Origin of the sequence: Massilia sp. (assembly GCF_046293535.1) — a bacterium.
Classification (GTDB): domain Bacteria; phylum Pseudomonadota; class Gammaproteobacteria; order Burkholderiales; family Burkholderiaceae_D; genus Telluria.
The window spans coordinates 34,864-53,779 of record NZ_JBKBOV010000010.1; the positions used below are offsets into that span (position 1 = coordinate 34,864).

Sequence of the window (18,916 nt, forward strand, 5' to 3'; positions counted from 1 at the left end):
TTTCTTCCGTTCACGGACCACGATCATGCAAACCAACGACACCGCCCTCGTCCTGTTCAGCGGCGGCCAGGACTCCACCACTTGCCTTGCGTGGGCGCTGCAGCGCTATGCGCGCGTGGAGACCATCGGCTTCGACTACGGCCAGCGCCACGCCATCGAGCTGGACGTGCGCCTGCCGCTGCTGGCGAAGCTGCGCGCGTTCAGTCCCGACTGGGACGCGCGCCTGGGCGAGGATCACATGATCGACCTGTCCCTGATCGGCAAGATCTCGGATACCGCCCTGACCAGCAACGTGGCCATCGCGATGCAGGAAAACGGCTTGCCGAACACCTTCGTGCCGGGCCGTAACCTGATGTTCATGATGGTGGCGGCCACGGTGGCCTACCGGCGCGGCCTGAACGTGCTGGTGGGCGGCATGTGCGAGACCGATTTCTCGGGCTACCCGGATTGCCGCGACGACAGCATGAAGGCGCTGCAGGTGGCCCTGAACCTGGGCATGGCCACGCGCCTGAAGGTCGAGACGCCGTTGATGTGGATCGACAAGGCGCAAACCTGGCAACTGGCCCACGACTGCGGCGGCGATGCGCTGGTGGACCTGATCCGCTTCGACACCCACACCTGCTACCTGGGCGAGCGCGGGGATGCGCATCCGTGGGGGCATGGCTGCGGGACCTGCCCGGCCTGCGCGCTGCGGGCGCGCGGGTATGAGCAGTATGTGGCGGGCAAGGCGGCCTGATTCGCCGCTTGCACCTGCGATTCCATTTTTATTGCTGGAAGGATAGTTTCAACCTACACTGGCATGCATGAGGAATGCAAGCACTGGGGAGCCGGAGCGCAGTTGGCAAGCATGGGTCAAGTGGCTCAGGCTGCTCGGCGTCGCCCTTGTCGGTGGCTGGCTGCTGGCTCGTTCGGAGCAGGACACCGCCATCGTCCTCTTGTTCGGAGCGCTGTTTGCAGTGCTGTGCTCGCGGCTGCGCTTGACCGCGCAGCGCGTGGAGTTGCTCATCGACGGACAAGCCGTGCAGCTGATGCTGTACACCGATGTCTCCAGACGCGTCTGGATCGCATGTAAGAGCCGAAACGATTGCGCGCGCGCCTGCATCATGGCGCCGTACTCCCAAGGCTGGGTCGACCACGCTATCAACCTGGACGGCAAACAGTACACGCTGCGGATTCTGGTCAAGCCCTTCGGCGCCGGCTATCTGGTGTCGAATTACGGCCGGGGATTCGATATGGTGGTAGTGCGCAATTCCTGGGCGTAACGCGTCTGGACATCGCGCCCCCAACCCAGGCAGACGAGTGATCGGACAGACACAATGAGCAACTATATGAAATGGATTGTCAGGTCCAGAGCAATGGCGTTTGCCGGTGCGGCGATGGTCCTGGGAACCAGTTTTGCCGGTTTCGAACTCGGGCTCGATGCACGGGTAGTGTGGGTCATCATCCCGCCAGGCATCTGCCTGCTCGTCGCCGGCATGCTGGACAGCCTCGGTCTGATCCAGCGAAAGTGGGTGAAGGCAGCCATCCGCGAAGAAAATCAACGCATGCGGTCCGGCGCTTAGCCCTCAGTCCGGCAACCTGGCCACCACCTTGATCTCGAACTGGAAGCCGTACAGCCAGGTCACGCCCACGGCGGTGACGTTGGGGTAGGGCGCCTCGCCCCAGTATTCCTGGGCCACGGCCCAGATGCGCTCGAAGCGCGATTCCGGATCGACGATGAAGACGGTCACGTCGACCACGTCCGCAAAAGTGCAGCCGGCCGCATCCAGCACGGCATCCAGGTTCTGGAAGGCGCGCCGCACCTGGGCGTCCAGTTCGGGCTCCGGCGAGCCGTCCTCGCGGCTGCCGACCTGGCCGGACACGAACAGGAAGCCGCCCGCGCGCACGGCAGCTGAGTAACGGTTCTTTTCATACAGGGCCTGGCGGCCGGCCGGGAAAACGACGTCGCGGGTAGTCATGGGTGCATTCCTTGCTGTTGATGATGCACCTACTTTAGCGCTGCGATTTGCACAGATAAACCGTCAAATCGTGCCAAGACTATTTGTATAATCCGGACAATCGATAGCGGAGGCGACATGGACAGGTTTGACGGCATGCGGGCATTCGTCCGGGTGGTCGAGGCGGGCAGTTTCACCAGGGCGGCCGAGACCCTCGGCATGAGCCGCACCAGCGTCACCCAGCTGGTGCAGCAGCTGGAAGCGCACCTGCGCCTGAAGCTGCTCAACCGCACCACCCGCAAGGTGAACGTCACCGCCGACGGCGCCGCCTACTACGAACGCGTGGTGCGCCTGCTGGCCGAGCTGCACGACATCGAGAACAACCTGCCCGGTTCCTCCACCGCGCCGCGCGGCCTGCTGCGGGTCGACGTGCCCAGCCCGTTTGCGAACATGATCCTGGTGCCGGCCCTGCCGGCCTTCCATGCGCGCTTCCCCGAGATCCAGTTCGACCTCGGCGCCAGCGACCGCAAGGTCGACCTGATCGGCGATAACGTCGACTGCGTGGTGCGCGGCGGCCAGGTGTCCGACCTGTCGCTGGTGGCGCGCCACGTCGGCGACTTGCAGCTGGGCGTGTACGCGGCGCCTACCTACCTGGCGCAGGCCGGCACGCCGCTGCACCCGGACGAGCTGCAGGATCCGCGCCACCGCGTCGTGCGCTTCCGCTGGGCCAACGGCCTGCCCTACGCCATGCACAGGGGCGGCGAGACGGTGAAGATCGGCGGACGTTACGTGCTCGCGATCGACGACGGCAACGCCTACCTGACGGCCGGCCTGGCGGGACTGGGCGTGCTCTGGCTGCCCGACTACATGGCGCGCGAACACGCGGCCAGCGGCGCGCTGGTGCGCCTGTTCGCGGACTGGGAGATCGACCCGATGCCGCTCTACGTGGCGTATCCGCCCAACCGCTACCTGGGCAAGGCGCTGCGCGTGTTCATCGACTGGATCGTGGAGTTGATGGGGCAGCATGCGCCGGTGGCGGGGAAGCGTCCGGGCACCAGCGCGGCGCCTACTGGTGCGGCTGCCCGTTCGACGCCATCAAACCGTTATCCACCGGCAGGTTCACGCCCGTGATCAGGCGCGCATCCTCGCTGGCCAGGAAGGCCATCGCCGCCGCCACGCCTTCCGGGTCCTCGGGCGCGCCGAGCGGCATGCGCTTGTTGAATTCGGCCACCAGCTCGGGATCGCTCAGCATGTCCTCGGTCATCCTGGAGACCGTGAAGCTCGGGTTGACGGCGTTGACCCGCACGCCATCCTTGGCCGCATCCATCGCCATCGCGCGCACCATGTTGCTGACGGCGCCCTTCGAGGTGTTGTAGGCGAACAGCTCCCAGTCTCCGCCCAGCCCCGAGACCGACGAGGTCATGACGATCGACCCGCGCGTCTTCACCAATTCGGGCATCGCCGCCTTGGCCATGTGGAAGTAGCCGGCCACATTGACTGCCATGACGCGCGTGAAGTCTTCCTCGCTGGTCTGCATGATGTCGCCCTCGGTGGCCACGCCGGCGTTGTTGACCAGCACGTGCAGGCCGCCGAATTTCTCGACTGCCGCCTTGACGGCGGCCGCCGCGGTCCGGCTGTCGGCGGTGTCGCCCACCTGCACCAGCACGCGGTCTTGCGCAAGTTTGGCGGCGGACTGCTCGAGGCAGGCTGCGTCGATATCGAGCATCACGACCCGGGCGCCTTCGTCGAGGAAGCGGCGCGCGGCCGCCAGGCCGATGCCGGAAGCCGCACCCGTGACCAGCACGACCTTGTCCTTGAAACGGTCCATTCTTTCTCCTTCCAGCGTTCCGATGGGCGCAACGACCTTATCACAGCGCTTCGAACCGGGATGCGCGATTCGGCGCGACGCCGATACCCCTGAGGTATCGATTGCATACCAAAACAGTGTTGGACTGGCCTGCCGGGCCTGACTACTCTGCAATCCAGGAAGCGCCCACGACGGCGCCTCGAGCGAAAGAACACCTACGGAGACAGCATGCAGGGTCAGGGCCAACACAGCCGTGGCGCGGGCGAAGCCATACCCGCGCTGTCCGCAACGCAAGGCAAGGCAGCTTCCCCTGCCTCCATGCTGCCGGCCATCGTCGCCGGCTTCCTGGCCGTGCTGGTGTCGTTTTCCGGCCCGCTGGCGATCTTCTTCCAGGCCGCCCAGGCCGCGCGCATCTCGAACGAGATGTTCGCCTCCTGGGTATGGGGCATCTCGATCGGCGCGGCCGTCGCCGGCATTTTTCTGAGCTGGCGCCTGAAGATCCCGGTCATCACCGCCTGGTCGGCGCCCGGCACCGCGCTGCTGATCACGCTGTTCCCGCATCTGACGCTGAACGAAGCGGTCGGCGCCTACCTGACGGCCGCCGCCATCCTCCTCGCGATCGGCCTGTCCGGCTGGGTCGAGCGGGTCGCGGCCTGGGTGCCGCCCGGCGTGGCCAGCGGCATGATGGCGGGCATCCTGGTGCCCTTCGGGCTGCAGGCCTTCATGGGCTTGACGAGCATGCCGGTGCTGGTGCTGGGCATGCTCGCCGCTTACCTGGTCTTCAAGCGCACCTCTCCCCGCTACTGCGTGGCGCTGCTGCTGGCCACCGGCGCCGCCATCGCCTGGGCCGGCGGCAGCACCGATTTCGGCGGGCTCACATTCGAACTCGTCCTGCCGCAATTCATCCAGCCGGCCTGGTCCTGGTCGAGCACCTTCAGCCTGGCGCTGCCGCTGGTCCTGGTGACCCTCACCGGCCAGTACCTGCCGGGCATGACGGTCCTGAGAACCTCGGGCTACGACAGCCCGGTGCGGCCGATCATCGCCACCAGCAGCCTGATGTCGCTGCTGGTCGCCTTCAGCGGCGGCATCACGATCGCCATCGCCTCCATCACCGCCGCCATGTGCACCGGGCGCGAAGCCCACGAGGATCCCAGCCGCCGCTACATCGCCGGCATCGCCAACGGCGTCTTCTACCTGGTTGCGGGACTGTTCGGCGGCTCGATCGTGATGCTGTTCGCGGCCTTCCCGAAAGAGCTGGTGATGACCCTGGCCGGGCTGGCGCTGCTGGGGCCGATCCTGGCCAACCTCGGCGCCATGGTCGCCGCGCAGGACCACCGCGAAGCCGCGCTGATCGCCTTCCTGGCCACCGCGTCGGGCACCAGCTTCCTGGGCCTGGGCTCGGCCTTCTGGGGCGTCGCGATCGGGATGGCGGCCTGCCGGATGCTGCACGGGCCCCGCGGCGGGGCAGGGAAGAAAACGTAGGACATTCAAACGACAGGAGACAAGACCATGCGACACATCGACGTACACAAGCTGGCCGACGAGGCCCGCTTCAACCGCTTCCACTTCGGCATCCTCGCCTGGTGCGCGATCATCATCATCTGCGACGGCTACGACCTGGCGGTGGCCGGGATCGCGCTGCCCTCGATCATGCAGGAGATGGGCGTCACCGCCCAGAGCGCCGGCTTCATGGTCAGCTCGGCCCTGTTCGGCATGATGTTCGGCGCCATCTTCCTGGGCACCATCGCCGATAGAATCGGCCGGCGCCTGGCGATCGTCATCTGCCTGGTCCTGTTCAGCGTGTTCACGGCGGCCGCCGGCTTCACCAGCGACCCGTACACCTTCAGCGTGATGCGTTTTCTCGCCGGCCTGGGCATCGGCGGCGTGATGCCGAACGTGGTCGCCCAGATGACGGAATATTCGCCCAAGCGCATCCGCTCCACCATGGTCACGCTCATGTTCAGCGGCTATGCGGTCGGCGGCATGCTCGCCGCCCTGCTGGGCAAGGGCATGATCGAAGCTTACGGCTGGCAGTCGGTGTTCATCGCCGCCGGCGTGCCGGTGATCCTGATTCCCTTCATCCTGAAAGGCTTGCCCGAGTCGATGCCCTTCCTGATCCGCCAGGGCCGCCAGGCCGAGCTGCAGGACATCCTGGTGCGCATGGAGCCGAGCTACCGGGTGCAGAAGGACGACAGCTACACGCTGCCGGCCGCCGACCGCGCGCAAGGAGCGCCGATCGGCCGCCTGTTCCAGGACGGCCGCGGTTTTTCCACCATCATGTTCTGGATCGCCTTCTTCATGTGCCTGTTCATGGTGTACGCGCTCAGCTCCTGGCTCGCCAAGCTGATGGCCGGCGCCGGCTACAGCCTGGGCTCGGCCCTGACCTTCGTGCTGGTGCTGAACTTCGGCGCCGTGATCGGCGCGGTCGGCGGCGGCTGGCTGGCCGACCGCTTCCACATCAAGTACGTGCTGGTGGGAATGTACCTGCTGGCGGCCGTGTCGATCACCTTGCTGGGCTACAAGGTCTCGACGCCGGTGCTGTTCCTGCTGGTCGGCCTGGCGGGCGCCTCGACCATCGGCACCCAGATCGTCACCTATGCCTATGCCGGCCAGTTCTACCCGATGGCGGTGCGCTCCACCGGCATCGGCTGGGCTTCGGGCGTCGGCCGCAGCGGCGCGATCCTGGCCCCGATCGTGATCGGCACCCTGGTCGGCATGTCCCTGCCGCTGCAGCAGAACTTCCTCGCCATCGCCATTCCCGCGGCGATCGCCGCCGTCGCGGTGGCCTGCATCCGCCACGAGCGCTCGGCCTCGGCCCGTCCGGCGCCGCGCGGCAACCCGCTGGCGCAAGCGACCGAAGCCTGATCCATCTCTCCGGCCGCGCGGGCGGCCGGGAATACCATCACGAACGCGCGCCGCCCCTGATTCGGGGCGGCCTCAGTACGCCCATCCGTACCGACTACAGGAGACATGCATGAAAGCAATACCACGCCTTCCCATCGCCACCGCCCTTGCCGCCATGCTATGTGGCGGCGCCGCCCAGGCCCAGGTCACCGTGTACGGCATCGTCGATGCCGCCGTGTCCCGCACCACCAACGCCGACGCCGCCGGCAATGCCGTCACCAAGGTGTCCGCGCTGTCCGGCAGCGTGCCTTCGCGCATCGGCTTTCGCGGCAGCGAAGACCTGGGCGGCGGCCTGTCCGCGGTGTTCGCGCTGGAGGGCGGCTTCAACCCCGACAGCGGCGTCTCGGGGCAGGGCGGACGCCTGTTCGGGCGCCAGGCCTGGGTCGGCCTGAAAGGCAACTGGGGCACGCTGCAGGTCGGGCGCATCGTCAACATGACCTTCCTCGCCACCGCGAAGAGCGACGTGCTGGGGCCGAACCTGTTCTCGATCAGCAGCATCGACCTCTACCTGCCGAATGCGCGCAGCGACAATGCGGTCGGCTACCTGGGCAGCTTCGGGGGCTTTACCGTGGGCGCCACCTACAGCCTGGGACGCGACGCCTCGGCCGCCGGCGGTCCCTCGGCCACCAATTGCGGCGGCGAGGTGGCGGGCGACAGCAAGGCCTGCCGCCAGGTGACGGCGCTGCTGGGCTATGAAACCGCGGCGTATGGGGTGAACGCGAGCTATGACAAGCTGTACGGAAACGCCGGCGCCGCCGGCGGACTCACCAGCAGCGAACGCTTCGACCGGCGCGTCACCGTCAACGGCTACGCCATGCTGGGCGCGACGAAGATCGGCGCCGGCATCGTCGACCGCAAGCTTGATGCCGTCACCGGCGTGAGCGACTCCGACCTGGTCTACCTCGGCATCAGCCATCCGCTGGCAGCCGGCCTGACCCTCGACGCGCAGGTGGCGCGCAGGGACGTCAAGCGCTCGGCGGACGATACGAAGATGGCCGTGGCGCGGCTCACCTATGCGTTCTCGAAGCGCACCGCGGTGTACGGGGCGGTGGGGCGGATGGACAACGACGGCCTGGCCGCAGTGGGCCTCGATCTCGGCGGCACGGTGGCGCCGGGAGGCGCGCAGAACGGCGTCATGGCGGGGCTGCGCCACGCATTTTGATTGTCGTAGGGTGGGCAAGTCTCTTGCCCACGCGGTGATCACCAAGGGCTCCGCTGTCGTGCCGGATGATCTTGCGGCCAACTATCACCGCGTGGGCGTTTGTAATTCCGGGCATTGCCCGAAATTACCCCGCCCACCCTACAAAGTCTCCTTGGTGTGCGGCAGCCCGTAATCGTCGTAGATGTCGTAGATCACCACCAGCATCTGTTCCAGCTCGGGCGTGCGCTCCATGTGGCGCACGCTGAAGAAGATCGGCGAGAACGCGTGCTTGTCCTCGATCTGGCGGTACACCACGTTCCGGTGGTGCATGCCCTGCACGCTGGCCGGCACGATGACCAGGCCCTGTTCGGCCGCCACCAGGCCCATCGCAATCTGCAGTTCGCGCACTTCGACCACGTGGCCGGGGGTCAGGTGGGCTTCGCTGAACAGGCTCAGAACCTGGTCGGCGAAGCTCGGGCGCGGCGTGCTCGGGTAGACCAGCAGCGGCTCGTGCACCAGGTCCACCAGGCGTAGCGGCGCGTCGCCGGCGGCCAGGCGGTGGCCGGGATACAGCGCCAGCACCATGCGCTCCTCGCGCAGCAGGATGCGGCGGATGCTCGGGTCTTCGCTCTTCAGGCGCCCGAAGCCGACGTCGATCCGGCCTTCCTTCAGGGCCTTCATCTGCTCGATGGTGGTCATCTCGTGCATGACCACCTCGACCTCGGGATGCGCGGCGCGGTAGCGGCGGATGATGTCCGGCAGCAGGCCGTACAGGGTCGAGGCGACGAAACCGGCATTGATGGTGCGTTCGCGCTTGCCTACCCGCTGGGTCATGCTCTTGAGGTCACGCACCTGGTCGAGCAGCGGCTTGGCATGCGCCAGGAAGAACTGGCCGGCCTCGGTCAGGCGCAGCGGACGCGTGCCCTTTTCGATCAGGGCCACGCCCAGGTATTCCTCCAGCTGCTGGATCTGGCGGCTCAGCGGCGGTTGCGCGATATGCAGGCGCTCGGCCGCCCGCGTGAAGTTGCGTTCCTCCGCCACGGCAACGAAGTAACGCAGGTGACGCAGTTCCAACATCATACCTCCCAGGTATAGAAGCGATACTAACTCAGTCTTGGACGACGAACTTGAGCGGGTTTATCGTGTTTCTACCGACAGAATTATACGCATTGAATATGAAAACCAACATCGCCAACATCGAAACTTTCCTGGTCGACGTGCCGACGATCCGCCCCCACAAGCTGTCGGTCGCCACCATGAACACCCAGACCCTGGTGCTGGTGCGGGTGCGCTGCGAGGACGGCATCACGGGCTGGGGCGAGGCCACCACCATCGGCGGCCTGGCCTACGGCGAAGAGAGCCCGGAAAGCATCAAGACCAACATCGACACGTACCTCGCCCCGCTGCTGGTCGGCATGGACGCGAGCGGCGTGGCCAAGGCGATGGCGAAGGTGCGCAAGGCAGCCCAGGGCAACCGCTTCGCCAAATGCGCGATCGAGACCGCGCTGCTGGACGCCCAGGCGCGCCGCCTCGGTGTGCCGCTGTCGGAACTGCTGGGCGGCCGGGTGCGCGACGCGCTGCCGGTGGCCTGGACCCTGGCCAGCGGCGACACCAGCCGCGACATCCAGGAAGCCGAGCAGATGCTCGAGCTGCGCCGCCACCGCATCTTCAAGCTGAAGATCGGCCTGCGCGAGGTCGACCAGGACGTCCAGCACGTGCTGGCCATCAAGCGCGCGCTGGGCGACCGCGCCAGCGTGCGGGTCGACGTCAACCAGGCCTGGAGCGAGCTCGATGCCGTGCGCGGCATCGCCGCCCTCGAAGCCGGCGGCGTCGACCTGATCGAACAGCCGGTCAAGGCCGGCAACGTCGCGGCGCTGGCAAGGCTCAAGACGCGCTTCGACGTGGCGATCATGGCCGACGAAGCCCTGCACGGCCCGGACGACGCGATGGCGATCGCCCGCGCCGATGGCGCCGACGTCTATGCCGTCAAGATCAACCAGTCCGGCGGCCTGACTTCGGCGCTCGAAGTGGCGACCGTCGCGCGCCTGGCCGGCATCGGCCTGTACGGCGGCACCATGCTCGAAGGCGGCATCGGCACCGCGGCCACCGCCCACGTCTGCGCCACCTTCGCCGAACTGGCCTGGGGCACCGAACTGTTCGGCCCCTTGCTGCTGACCCAGGAAATCCTGGCCGAACCGCTGGTCTACCGCGACTTCATGCTGCAGGTGCCGACCGGCCCGGGACTCGGGGTCGAGCCCGACCTGGACAAGCTGCACGCGATGCAGCGCCGCTAACGTGTTTTAACCGAGTCCCAAGGAGACCAGACATGCTGTTCCATGTCCGCATGAACGTTCAACTGCCGCCATCGATGCCGCTTGACGAAGCCGCCCGCCTGAAGGCCGACGAGAAGGCCCTGGCCCAGCGCCTGCAGGAAGAGGGCGCCTGGCGCCACCTGTGGCGCATCGCCGGCCAGTACGCCAACGTCAGCATCTTCGACGTCGAAAGCAACGAAGCCCTGCACGCGCTGTTGATGTCGCTGCCCCTGTTCCCCTATATGCAGATCGAGGTGACGCCCCTGTGCCGCCATCCGTCATCGATCCGTCACGACGACCGCTAACCCACCATCCAAACCCAAAGGAGACTGAAATGAACCACGCAGATATCGAAACCCTGGCGAAGAACTGGGTCGTGGACGCCGCATCGAAACCGGCCGATCCGCGAGTGCAGCAAGTCGTCGTGCGCCTGCTGGGCGACCTGTGCAAGGCCATCGAGGACCTCGACATCAGCCCGAGCGAATTCTGGAGTGGCGTGTCCTACATGTCGGCCGCCGGCGCCGCCAACGAGCTGGGCCTGCTGGCCGCCGGCCTGGGCCTGGAGCGCTTCCTCGACATCCGCGCCGACGAGGCCGAAGCCAAGGCCGGCCTGCAAGGCGGCACTCCGCGCACCATCGAAGGCCCGCTGTACGTGGCCGGCGCCCCGGAAAGCGTGGGCTTCGCCCGCCTCGACGACGGCACCGAAAGCGAGCAGGCCGAAACCCTGTTCATGCAGGGCACCGTGTTCGACGCGGACGGCCAACCGCTGGCCGGCGCCAAGGTCGAGGTCTGGCACGCCAACCTGCTCGGCAACTACTCGTTCTTCGACCGCACCCAGTCGGATTTCAACCTGCGCCGCACCATCGTCACCGACGAGCAGGGCCGCTATGCCTTCCGCAGCATCCTGCCCAAGGGCTACGGCTGCCCGCCGAATGGCACCACCCAGCAGCTGCTCGACAAGCTGGGCCGCCACGGCCAGCGTCCGGCCCACATCCACTTCTTCGTGTCGGCGCCGGGCCACCGCAAGCTGACCACCCAGATCAACATCGACGGCGACGAGTACCTGTGGGACGACTTCGCCTTCGCCAGCCGCGAAGGACTGGTGCCGGCAGTGACCCGCATCGATGACCCGGCCCAGCTGGATGCGAAGCGCGTGGACGCGCCGTTCGCCTCCATCGATTTCGATTTCCGCCTGTACCGCGACACCGCCGCCGCCCCGAGCCCGCTGGTGGAGCGTGCCCGCGCCACCGCCTGAGGAGAACGCCATGATCCCGATCCGTCCGGTCAGCGCTTTTGCCCCGAAGCGCATCGACGACTACCTGATCGAAGACGAAGCCAGCGGCGACTACCGCCTGCACCGCAACGCCTTCACCGACGAAACCCTGTTCGAACTCGAGATGAAGCACATCTTCGAGGGCAACTGGATCTACCTGGCCCACGAAAGCCAGGTCCCGAACGTCAACGATTACTACACGACGCACATCGGCCGCCAGCCGGTGTTCATCGCGCGTAACCGCCAGGGCGAGCTGAATGCCTTCATCAACGCCTGCAGCCACCGCGGCGCCCAGCTGTGCCGCCACAAGCGCGGCAACAAGGCGACCTACACCTGCCCCTTCCACGGCTGGACCTTCAACAACAGCGGCAAGCTGCTGAAAGTGAAGGATCCGGAAGACGCCGGCTATCCGGAGTGCTTCAACAAGGAAGGCTCGCACGACCTGAAGAAGGTGGCGCGCTTCGGCAACTACAAGGGCTTCCTGTTCGGCAGCCTGAATCCGGACGTGCCTTCGCTGGAAGAATTCCTGGGCGACGCCGGCAAGATCATCGACATGATCGTCGACCAGTCGCCGGACGGCCTGGAAGTGCTGCGCGGCTCCTCGACCTATACCTACGAGGGCAACTGGAAGCTGCAGGCCGAGAACGGCGCCGACGGCTACCACGTGAGCGCGGTGCACTGGAACTACGCCGCCACCACCAGCCGCCGCAAGGAAGAGCAGGCCGCGCGCGAAGACAAGATCCGCGCCATGGATGCCGGCAAGTGGGGACGCCAGGGCGGCGGCTTCTACGCCTTCAATCACGGCCACATGCTGCTGTGGACCAAGTGGGCGAACCCGGAAGATCGCCCGAACTTTGCGCGCCATGCCGAGTACGCCGCGCAGTACGGCAAGAGCACCGCCGACTGGATGGTGGAGCGCTCGCGCAACCTGTGCCTGTACCCGAACGTCTACCTGATGGACCAGTTCGGCTCGCAGATCCGCGTGCTGCGCCCGCTGGCCGTGAACAAGACCGAGGTCACGATCTACTGCATCGCCCCGAAAGGCGAATCGGATGAAGCCCGCGCACGCCGCATCCGCCAGTACGAAGACTTCTTCAACGTCAGCGGCATGGCCACGCCCGACGACCTGGAAGAGTTCCGCGCCTGCCAGGAAGGTTATGCCGGCGGCGCCATGCAATGGAACGACATGTGCCGCGGCGCCACCCACTGGATCAAGGGTCCGGACGAGGCGGCCAAGGAGATCGGCCTGCAGCCGGTGATGAGCGGTCTGCGCACCGAGGACGAGGGCCTGTACACGGTGCAGCACCGCTACTGGCTGGAAGTGATGAAGGACGCCCTGGCCAAGGAAGGGGAATCGACATGAGCGAAGTCAACATGGAAAAGCTGTGCGCCTTCCTGTACCGCGAGGCCCGGCTGCTCGACGACGAGCAGTGGGACGACTGGCTGGAATGCTACGACCCGGATGCGCAGTTCTGGATGCCGGCCTGGGACGACGACGGCCAGCTGGTCTCGGACCCGCAGCGCGAGATCTCGCTGATCTACTACCCGACCCGCCAGGGCCTGGAAGACCGCGTGTTCCGCATCAAGACCGAGCGCTCCAGCGCCACCATGCCGGACACCCGCACCAGCCACAACATCGCGAACGTGGAAGTCGAGAAGACGGAAGGAACGCGCCTGACGGTGCGCTTCAACTGGCACACCCTGAGCCACCGCTACAAGACGACCTACAGCCATTTCGGCATGTCGCGCTACGTGATCGAGTTCGGCGGCGCGACGCCGAAGATCCTGGACAAGTACGTGGTCCTGAAGAACGACTACATCAGCCAGGTCATCGACGTGTACCACATCTGATTAATCAGCCAGCAGTAACGCAATAGCAGGAGACACCGATGAGCCATACCATCGCACTGCAGTTCGAGGACGGCGTGACCCGTTTCATCAGCTGTAACCCCAACGAGAAACTGGCGGACGCCGCTTACCGCCAGAAAGTCAACATTCCGCTCGACTGCCGCGATGGCGCTTGCGGCACCTGCCGCGGGCTGTGCGAATCCGGCCAGTACGAGATGCCGCCCGAGAGCTACATCGAGGACGCGCTCGAGCCCCAGGATGCGGCAGCCGGCTACGTGCTGGCCTGCCAGATGCGTCCCACCTCGGACTGCGTGGTGCGCATCCCGGCCACCTCGAGCGCCTGCAAGACCGGCGTGCACAGCTTTGGCGGCAAGATCGCCGAAGTCACGGCGCTGTCGCCCTCGAGCTTCCGCTTCTCGGTGGCGCTGGACACGCCGGACGCGCTCGACTTCCTTCCCGGCCAATACGTGAACGTCACCGTGCCCGGCACCCAGGAAACCCGCTCGTATTCGTTCAGTTCGGCGCCGGGCGCGCCGCACGCCAGCTTCGTGGTGCGCAACGTGCCCGGCGGCCTGATGAGCGGCTACCTGGGCGGCGCGGCCAAGGTGGGCGACGCGATCAGCTTCGCCGGCCCCTTCGGCAGCTTCTACCTGCGTCCGCTCCAGCGTCCATTGCTGCTGCTGGCCGGCGGCACCGGCATCGCGCCTTTCCTGTCGATGCTCGACGTGCTCGACAAGCAGGGCTTCACCCAGCCGGTGAAAATGGTCTACGCCGTCACCAACGACCACGACCTGGTCGAGCTGGAACACCTGGACCGCATCGCCGCCGCCCATCCGCAGTTCGAGTACCTCACCTGCGTTTCGAGCGACGCCAGCTGCCACCTGCGCAAGGGCTATGCCACCGCGCACGTGGAACCAAGCTGGGTGAACGATGGCGACGTCGACGTCTACCTGTGCGGCCCGGTGCCGATGGTGGAGGCGGTGCGCGGCTGGCTGGACGGCCTGGGTGTCAAGCCAGCCAACTTCTACTTCGAGAAATTCTCGGCAAGCAGCGGAGGTGCCGCATGATCCATCCGGACCGTTTCAAGGACCAGGTGATGGTCGTGACCGGCGCCGCCCAGGGCATCGGCCGCGGCGTTGCCCTGGCGGCGGCGCGCGAAGGCGCCCAGCTGCTGCTGGCCGACCGTTCGCCATTGGTGCACGAAGTGGCGCAGGAGGCCGGCGCGCTCGGCGCCCAGGTGGTGGTGGTCGAGGCCGACCTCGAGACCTGGGCGGGGGCCAGCCGCATGGTCGCCCAGGCGCTCGAGGATTACGGACGCATCGACATCCTGGTCAACAACGTGGGCGGCACCATCTGGGCCAAGCCCTACCAGGAATACGACGAGGCGCAGATCGAGGCCGAGATCCGGCGCTCGCTGTTCCCGACCCTGTGGGGATGCCGGGCGGTCCTGCCGGCCATGCTGCAACAAGGGGCGGGCGCCATCGTCAACGTCTCCTCGGTGGCCACGCGCGGCATCTACCGCATTCCGTATTCGGCGGCCAAGGGCGGCGTCAATGCCCTGACCGCCAGCCTGGCCTTCGAACACGCCGGCAGCGGCATCCGCGTGAACGCGGTGGCCACCGGCGGCACCGATGCGCCGCCGCGCAAGGTCCCGCGCAACCCGCAGCCGCTGAGCGAGCAGGAAGAGGTCTGGTATGCCGGCATCGTCGAGCAGACCCGCTCCAGCAGCCACATGAAACGCTACGGCAGCATCGACGAACAGGTCGGCGCGATCCTGTTCCTGGCTTCAACCGAGGCTTCGTACATCACCGGAACCGTGCTGCCGGTCGCCGGCGGCGACCAGGGCTGACGGCATCACAGGAGACCACCATGGCATTCGCACACCTCGACGACATCGAGCTGTATTACCAGTTCGACGGCAAGCGCGACAAGCCCTGCCTGTTGCTGTCGAATTCGCTCGGCACCGACCTGAGCATGTGGGACCGGCAGGCTACCGCGCTGGCGGCGCACTTCTTCGTCGTGCGCTACGACACCCGCGGCCATGGCCGCTCGGGCAGCGCCGGCCCGGTGACGATAGACCGGCTCGGCCGCGACGTGCTGGGCCTGATGGACCACCTGGACATCCAGCGCGCGCATTTCTGCGGCATTTCGATGGGCGGCCTGACCGGGCAATGGCTGGGCGTGCACGCGCCCAGCCGGATCGGCAAGCTGGTGGTGGCCAATACCGCCGCGCGCATCGGCACGCAGGAAGGCTGGCTGGCACGCGCCGCCCAGGTGCGCGCCGACGGCATGAAGGGCGTGGCCGGCAGTTCCGCCGGACGCTGGTTCACCCCCGGCTTCATCGATCGGGAACCGGCGGCGGTCGACCGCCTGGTGCAGGGCTTGCGCGCGACCTCGGCGGAAGGCTACGCCGCCTGCTGCGAAGCGCTGGCCGAGGCCGACCTGCGCGCCGAGGTTTCCGCGATCGCCAACCCGCTGCTCGTGATCGCCGGCCGCTACGACCCGGTCACGACGGCGGCGGACGCCCGCTGGCTGGCCGCGCAGGCGCAGGACGCGCAGGTCGAGGAGCTGGCGGCCTCGCATCTTTCCAACATCGAATGCCCCGAGGACTTCAGCGCCTGCCTGCGCCGCTTCCTGGCGGCTTGAGCGTCATCCGGACAACCACACAGAGGACACCATGATCGACAAGACATGCGCATCGCTGGAGCAGGCAGTGGCCGGCATCCCCGACGGCGCCACCATCATGATCGGCGGCTTCGGCAACGCCGGCATGCCGGCCGCGCTGATCGACGCGCTGCTGGCCCAGGGCGCGCGCGAACTCACCATCGTCAACAACAACGCCGGCAACGGCGAAACCGGCCTGGCGGCCCTGATCCGTGAAAAGCGCGTGCGCAAGATGATCTGCTCCTTCCCGCGCCAGCACGACTCCCACCATTTCGACGCGCTCTACCGCGCCGGCGGGATCGAGCTCGAGCTGACGCCGCAGGGCAACCTGGCCGAGCGCATCCGCGCCGCCGGCGCCGGCATCGGCGGCTTCTTCACGCCGACCGGCTACGGCACCCTGCTGGCCGAGGGCAAGGAAACCCGCGTCATCGACGGCCGCCACTACGTGCTGGAGTCGCCGATCCATGCCGACTTCGCCCTGATCAAGGCGCTGCGCGGCGACCGCTGGGGCAACCTCGTGTACCGCAAGACGGCGCGCAACTTCGGCCCGATCATGGCGATGGCGGCCAAGGTCACCATCGCCCAGGTGGCCGAGGTCGTCGAGCTCGGCGCGATCGACCCGGAAACGGTCGTCACCCCAGGCATTTTTGTTCAACGTGTCGTCAAGGAGGCAGCATGAGCCAGGTATCGGAGCGATTCAGCCGTGACCAGATGGCCGCGCGCGTAGCACAGGACATCCCGGAAGGCGCCTACGTCAACCTCGGCATCGGCCTGCCGACCAAGGTCGCCAACTTCCTGCCGCCCGAGCGCGAAGTGTTCCTGCACAGCGAGAACGGCCTGCTCGGCATGGGCCCGGCGCCGGCGCCCGGCGAGGAAGACGAAGACCTGATCAACGCCGGCAAGCAGCCGGTGACCCTGCTGACGGGCGGCTCCTATTTCCACCACGCCGATTCGTTCGCGATGATGCGCGGTGGCCACCTCGACATCTGCGTGCTGGGCGCCTTCCAGGTGTCCGGCAGCGGCGACCTGGCCAACTGGCATACCGGCGCCCCGGACGCGATTCCCGCCGTGGGCGGCGCCATGGACCTGGCGATCGGCGCCAAGCAGGTGTTCGTGATGATGGAGCACCAGACCAAGCTAGGGGAACCCAAGATCGTCGAACGCTGCACTTATCCGCTGACCGGCATCGGCTGCGTCGACCGCATCTACACCGACCTGGCGGTGCTCGACGTCACGCCGGAAGGGCTGCGCGTGCGCGAGATGGCGCCGGGACTGACTTTCAACGACCTGCAGGCGGTGACCGAGGCGCGGCTGCTGCCCCCCAACGACGAACAAGGAGCACGAGCATGAGCGAAGCATTCATCTGCGATGCGGTCCGCACCCCGATCGGCCGCTACGGCGGCGCCCTGAAGGACATGCGGGCCGACGACCTCGGCGCCGTGCCGATCCGCGAACTGATGCGCCGCAACCCGGGCGTGGACTGGAGCGCCGTCGACGACGTGATCCTGGGCTGCGCCAATCAGGCCGGCGAGGACAACCGCAACGTGGCGCGCATGTCGCTGCTGCTGGCCGGCATGCCCTCGGCGGTGCCGGGTTCCACCGTCAACCGCCTGTGCGGTTCCGGCCTGGACGCGGTCGGCAGCGCCGCGCGCGCCATCCGCAGCGGCGAAGCGCGTCTGATGGTCGCGGGGGGCGTCGAATCGATGACCCGCGCGCCTTTCGTCATGGGCAAGGCCGACAGCGCTTTCTCGCGCAATGCGGCGATCTACGACACCACCATCGGCTGGCGCTTCCCGAACCCGCGCATGAAGGCACTGCACGGCCTGGATGCGATGCCGGAAACGGCGGAGAACGTCGCCGTCGACTACCGCATCTCGCGCGCCGACCAGGACCTGTTTGCCCTCAGGAGCCAGCAGAAGGCGGCCCAGGCCCAGCGCGACGGCCTGTTTGCCGAGGAAATCGTGCCGGTGCTGGTGCCGCAGAAGAAAGGTGATCCCATCAGTGTCGAGCGCGACGAGCATCCGCGCGAGACCAGTCTCGAGGCGCTGGCCAAACTGAAGGGCGTGGTGCGTGCGGACGGCAGCGTCAGCGCCGGCAACGCTTCCGGCGTCAACGACGGCGCCTGCGCGCTGCTGCTGGCGAACGCGGAGGCCGCGCAGGCCTACGGCCTGGTGCCGCGCGCCCGCATCGTCGGCATGGCCGCCAGCGGCGTGGAGCCGCGCGTGATGGGCATCGGTCCGGCGCCGGCGGTGCAGAAGCTGCTGCGCCAGCTCGGCATGACGCTCGACCAGGTCGACCTCATCGAACTGAACGAGGCGTTCGCATCCCAGGGGCTGGCCGTGCTGCGCGAACTGGGCCTCGCCGACGACGACCCGCGCGTGAATCCCTACGGCGGCGCGATCGCGCTCGGCCATCCGCTGGGCATGTCGGGCGCGCGCCTGGTGACGACCGCGACCTACCAGCTGCAGCGCACCAGGGGCCGCTTCGCCCTGTGCACCATGTGCGTCGGGGTCGGCCAGGGCATCGCCCTGATGATCGAGCGCGTGTAAGCGCTCACGCCGCGGCGCGCCGCCGCGAGCGGTGCGTCGCGGCGCGCCGGATTGCGCTATACATGCCGGACCGCTGAGTGTTTCAGCACGGAGAAGGCATGTTCGAGCTTGTGGAGGAGCAGGTACGGGCGGGCGTCGAGTGGCTGCGCCTGCTGGTCGAGACCCTGGGCGCGCTGGTCATCGCGGTCGGCATCGTGCTGGTGGTGCTGGCCCTGGTACGCCGCCTGCTGTCGGGCGAGGGCGGCAGCTTCAATCCGATCCGTCTCGCCTTCGCGCGCTACCTGACGCTGGCGCTGGAACTGCAGCTGGCCGCCGACATCCTGTCGACCTCGGTGTCGCCGAGCTGGGACCAGATCGGCAAGCTGGCGGCGATCGCCGTGATCCGTACCGCGCTGAACTATTTTCTCAACAAGGAACTGCAGCACGAAAGCGCGGCCCAGGAATCCGGCGGGCGCCGGCCGGACGGCCAAGGAGGCTAGCC

General features: G+C 67.2%; 22 protein-coding genes. 19 read left to right on the forward strand and 3 right to left on the reverse strand.

Annotation, left to right across the window (positions count from 1 at the left end; translation table 11 throughout):
- The first annotated feature begins 25 nt into the window (after window positions 1-25).
- From queC to ACK4S9_RS07895, 3 genes are all read left to right on the forward strand, one after another.
- On the forward strand, window positions 26-736 hold the full coding sequence (queC, locus tag ACK4S9_RS07885) for a 7-cyano-7-deazaguanine synthase QueC (RefSeq protein WP_409723822.1): 711 nt from the start codon (window positions 26-28) through the stop codon (window positions 734-736).
- Between the two features lie 67 nt (window positions 737-803).
- The gene (locus ACK4S9_RS07890) at window positions 804-1,262 is read left to right on the forward strand and encodes a hypothetical protein (protein WP_409723825.1); all 459 of its coding nucleotides are present in this window, start codon (window positions 804-806) and stop codon (window positions 1,260-1,262) included.
- A 54-nt stretch (window positions 1,263-1,316) separates the two neighbouring features.
- Window positions 1,317-1,562, forward strand: a complete 246-nt coding sequence (locus tag ACK4S9_RS07895; protein ID WP_409723828.1) for a hypothetical protein — start codon at window positions 1,317-1,319, stop codon at window positions 1,560-1,562.
- A 3-nt stretch (window positions 1,563-1,565) separates the two neighbouring features.
- Here ACK4S9_RS07895 and ACK4S9_RS07900 read toward each other — a convergent pair whose 3' ends face one another.
- Complete coding sequence (locus tag ACK4S9_RS07900; protein ID WP_409723830.1) at window positions 1,566-1,958, reverse strand: RidA family protein; 393 nt, start codon at window positions 1,956-1,958, stop codon at window positions 1,566-1,568.
- Between the two features lie 117 nt (window positions 1,959-2,075).
- Between ACK4S9_RS07900 and ACK4S9_RS07905 the strand changes: the two genes are divergently transcribed.
- Window positions 2,076-3,068, forward strand: a complete 993-nt coding sequence (locus tag ACK4S9_RS07905) for a LysR substrate-binding domain-containing protein (protein ID WP_409723833.1) — start codon at window positions 2,076-2,078, stop codon at window positions 3,066-3,068.
- Here the strand turns inward: ACK4S9_RS07905 and ACK4S9_RS07910 are convergent.
- A complete protein-coding gene (locus ACK4S9_RS07910) occupies window positions 3,004-3,765 on the reverse strand; it encodes an SDR family NAD(P)-dependent oxidoreductase (RefSeq protein WP_409723836.1) in 762 nt (253 codons plus the stop codon). The genes ACK4S9_RS07905 and ACK4S9_RS07910 overlap by 65 nt on opposite strands.
- 297 nt (window positions 3,766-4,062) lie before the next feature.
- Here ACK4S9_RS07910 and ACK4S9_RS07915 point away from each other — a divergent pair, with 297 nt between their 5' ends.
- The 3 genes from ACK4S9_RS07915 to ACK4S9_RS07925 all read left to right on the forward strand — a co-directional run bounded on the left by ACK4S9_RS07915 (window position 4,063) and on the right by ACK4S9_RS07925 (window position 7,810).
- The gene (locus ACK4S9_RS07915) at window positions 4,063-5,226 is read left to right on the forward strand and encodes a benzoate/H(+) symporter BenE family transporter (protein WP_409724111.1); all 1,164 of its coding nucleotides are present in this window, start codon (window positions 4,063-4,065) and stop codon (window positions 5,224-5,226) included.
- A gap of 27 nt (window positions 5,227-5,253) precedes the next feature.
- A complete protein-coding gene (locus ACK4S9_RS07920; RefSeq protein WP_409723838.1) occupies window positions 5,254-6,609 on the forward strand; it encodes an MFS transporter in 1,356 nt (451 codons plus the stop codon).
- Window positions 6,610-6,718: 109 nt separating this feature from the next.
- Entirely contained in the window at window positions 6,719-7,810 is a 1,092-nt protein-coding gene (locus tag ACK4S9_RS07925) for a porin (protein ID WP_409723841.1), read from the forward strand.
- 138 nt (window positions 7,811-7,948) lie between these two features.
- Here the strand turns inward: ACK4S9_RS07925 and ACK4S9_RS07930 are convergent, their stop codons facing one another.
- Window positions 7,949-8,863, reverse strand: a complete 915-nt coding sequence (locus ACK4S9_RS07930) for a LysR substrate-binding domain-containing protein (protein WP_409724114.1) — start codon at window positions 8,861-8,863, stop codon at window positions 7,949-7,951.
- A gap of 101 nt (window positions 8,864-8,964) precedes the next feature.
- Here ACK4S9_RS07930 and ACK4S9_RS07935 point away from each other — a divergent pair, with 101 nt between their 5' ends.
- The 12 genes from ACK4S9_RS07935 (at window position 8,965) to ACK4S9_RS07990 (ending at window position 18,914) form a co-directional block, all read left to right on the forward strand.
- Window positions 8,965-10,083, forward strand: a complete 1,119-nt coding sequence (locus tag ACK4S9_RS07935) for a muconate/chloromuconate family cycloisomerase (protein WP_409723843.1) — start codon at window positions 8,965-8,967, stop codon at window positions 10,081-10,083.
- A 32-nt stretch (window positions 10,084-10,115) separates the two neighbouring features.
- Entirely contained in the window at window positions 10,116-10,406 is a 291-nt protein-coding gene (catC, locus tag ACK4S9_RS07940; protein WP_409723846.1) for a muconolactone Delta-isomerase, read from the forward strand.
- A gap of 29 nt (window positions 10,407-10,435) precedes the next feature.
- On the forward strand, window positions 10,436-11,356 hold the full coding sequence (gene catA, locus ACK4S9_RS07945; protein ID WP_409723849.1) for a catechol 1,2-dioxygenase: 921 nt from the start codon (window positions 10,436-10,438) through the stop codon (window positions 11,354-11,356).
- A 10-nt stretch (window positions 11,357-11,366) separates the two neighbouring features.
- Entirely contained in the window at window positions 11,367-12,737 is a 1,371-nt protein-coding gene (gene benA / locus ACK4S9_RS07950) for a benzoate 1,2-dioxygenase large subunit (RefSeq protein WP_409723852.1), read from the forward strand.
- The gene (gene benB, locus ACK4S9_RS07955) at window positions 12,734-13,225 is read left to right on the forward strand and encodes a benzoate 1,2-dioxygenase small subunit (RefSeq protein ID WP_409723855.1); all 492 of its coding nucleotides are present in this window, start codon (window positions 12,734-12,736) and stop codon (window positions 13,223-13,225) included. Before benA ends, benB begins: the two co-directional genes overlap by 4 nt.
- Window positions 13,226-13,263: 38 nt before the next feature.
- Window positions 13,264-14,289: a benzoate 1,2-dioxygenase electron transfer component BenC gene (gene benC, locus ACK4S9_RS07960; RefSeq protein ID WP_409723858.1), complete on the forward strand. Its 1,026-nt coding sequence runs from the start codon at window positions 13,264-13,266 to the stop codon at window positions 14,287-14,289.
- Window positions 14,286-15,071 (forward strand): 1,6-dihydroxycyclohexa-2,4-diene-1-carboxylate dehydrogenase, encoded by a 786-nt coding sequence (locus ACK4S9_RS07965; protein ID WP_409723861.1) that lies wholly within the window; start codon window positions 14,286-14,288, stop codon window positions 15,069-15,071. The genes benC and ACK4S9_RS07965 overlap by 4 nt, the downstream gene beginning before the upstream one ends.
- Before the next feature lie 20 nt (window positions 15,072-15,091).
- Window positions 15,092-15,868 (forward strand): 3-oxoadipate enol-lactonase, encoded by a 777-nt coding sequence (pcaD, locus tag ACK4S9_RS07970; RefSeq protein WP_409723864.1) that lies wholly within the window; start codon window positions 15,092-15,094, stop codon window positions 15,866-15,868.
- A gap of 31 nt (window positions 15,869-15,899) precedes the next feature.
- Window positions 15,900-16,565 carry a 3-oxoacid CoA-transferase subunit A gene (locus tag ACK4S9_RS07975; RefSeq protein ID WP_409723867.1) on the forward strand — a complete coding sequence of 222 codons (666 nt, stop codon included), beginning with the start codon at window positions 15,900-15,902 and terminating at the stop codon, window positions 16,563-16,565.
- A complete protein-coding gene (locus tag ACK4S9_RS07980; protein ID WP_409723870.1) occupies window positions 16,562-17,236 on the forward strand; it encodes a CoA transferase subunit B in 675 nt (224 codons plus the stop codon). Before ACK4S9_RS07975 ends, ACK4S9_RS07980 begins: the two co-directional genes overlap by 4 nt.
- On the forward strand, window positions 17,233-18,435 hold the full coding sequence (gene pcaF / locus ACK4S9_RS07985; protein WP_409723873.1) for a 3-oxoadipyl-CoA thiolase: 1,203 nt from the start codon (window positions 17,233-17,235) through the stop codon (window positions 18,433-18,435). The genes ACK4S9_RS07980 and pcaF overlap by 4 nt, the downstream gene beginning before the upstream one ends.
- A gap of 98 nt (window positions 18,436-18,533) precedes the next feature.
- A complete protein-coding gene (locus ACK4S9_RS07990; RefSeq protein WP_409723875.1) occupies window positions 18,534-18,914 on the forward strand; it encodes a DUF1622 domain-containing protein in 381 nt (126 codons plus the stop codon).
- The last annotated feature ends 2 nt before the right edge of the window (window positions 18,915-18,916 follow it).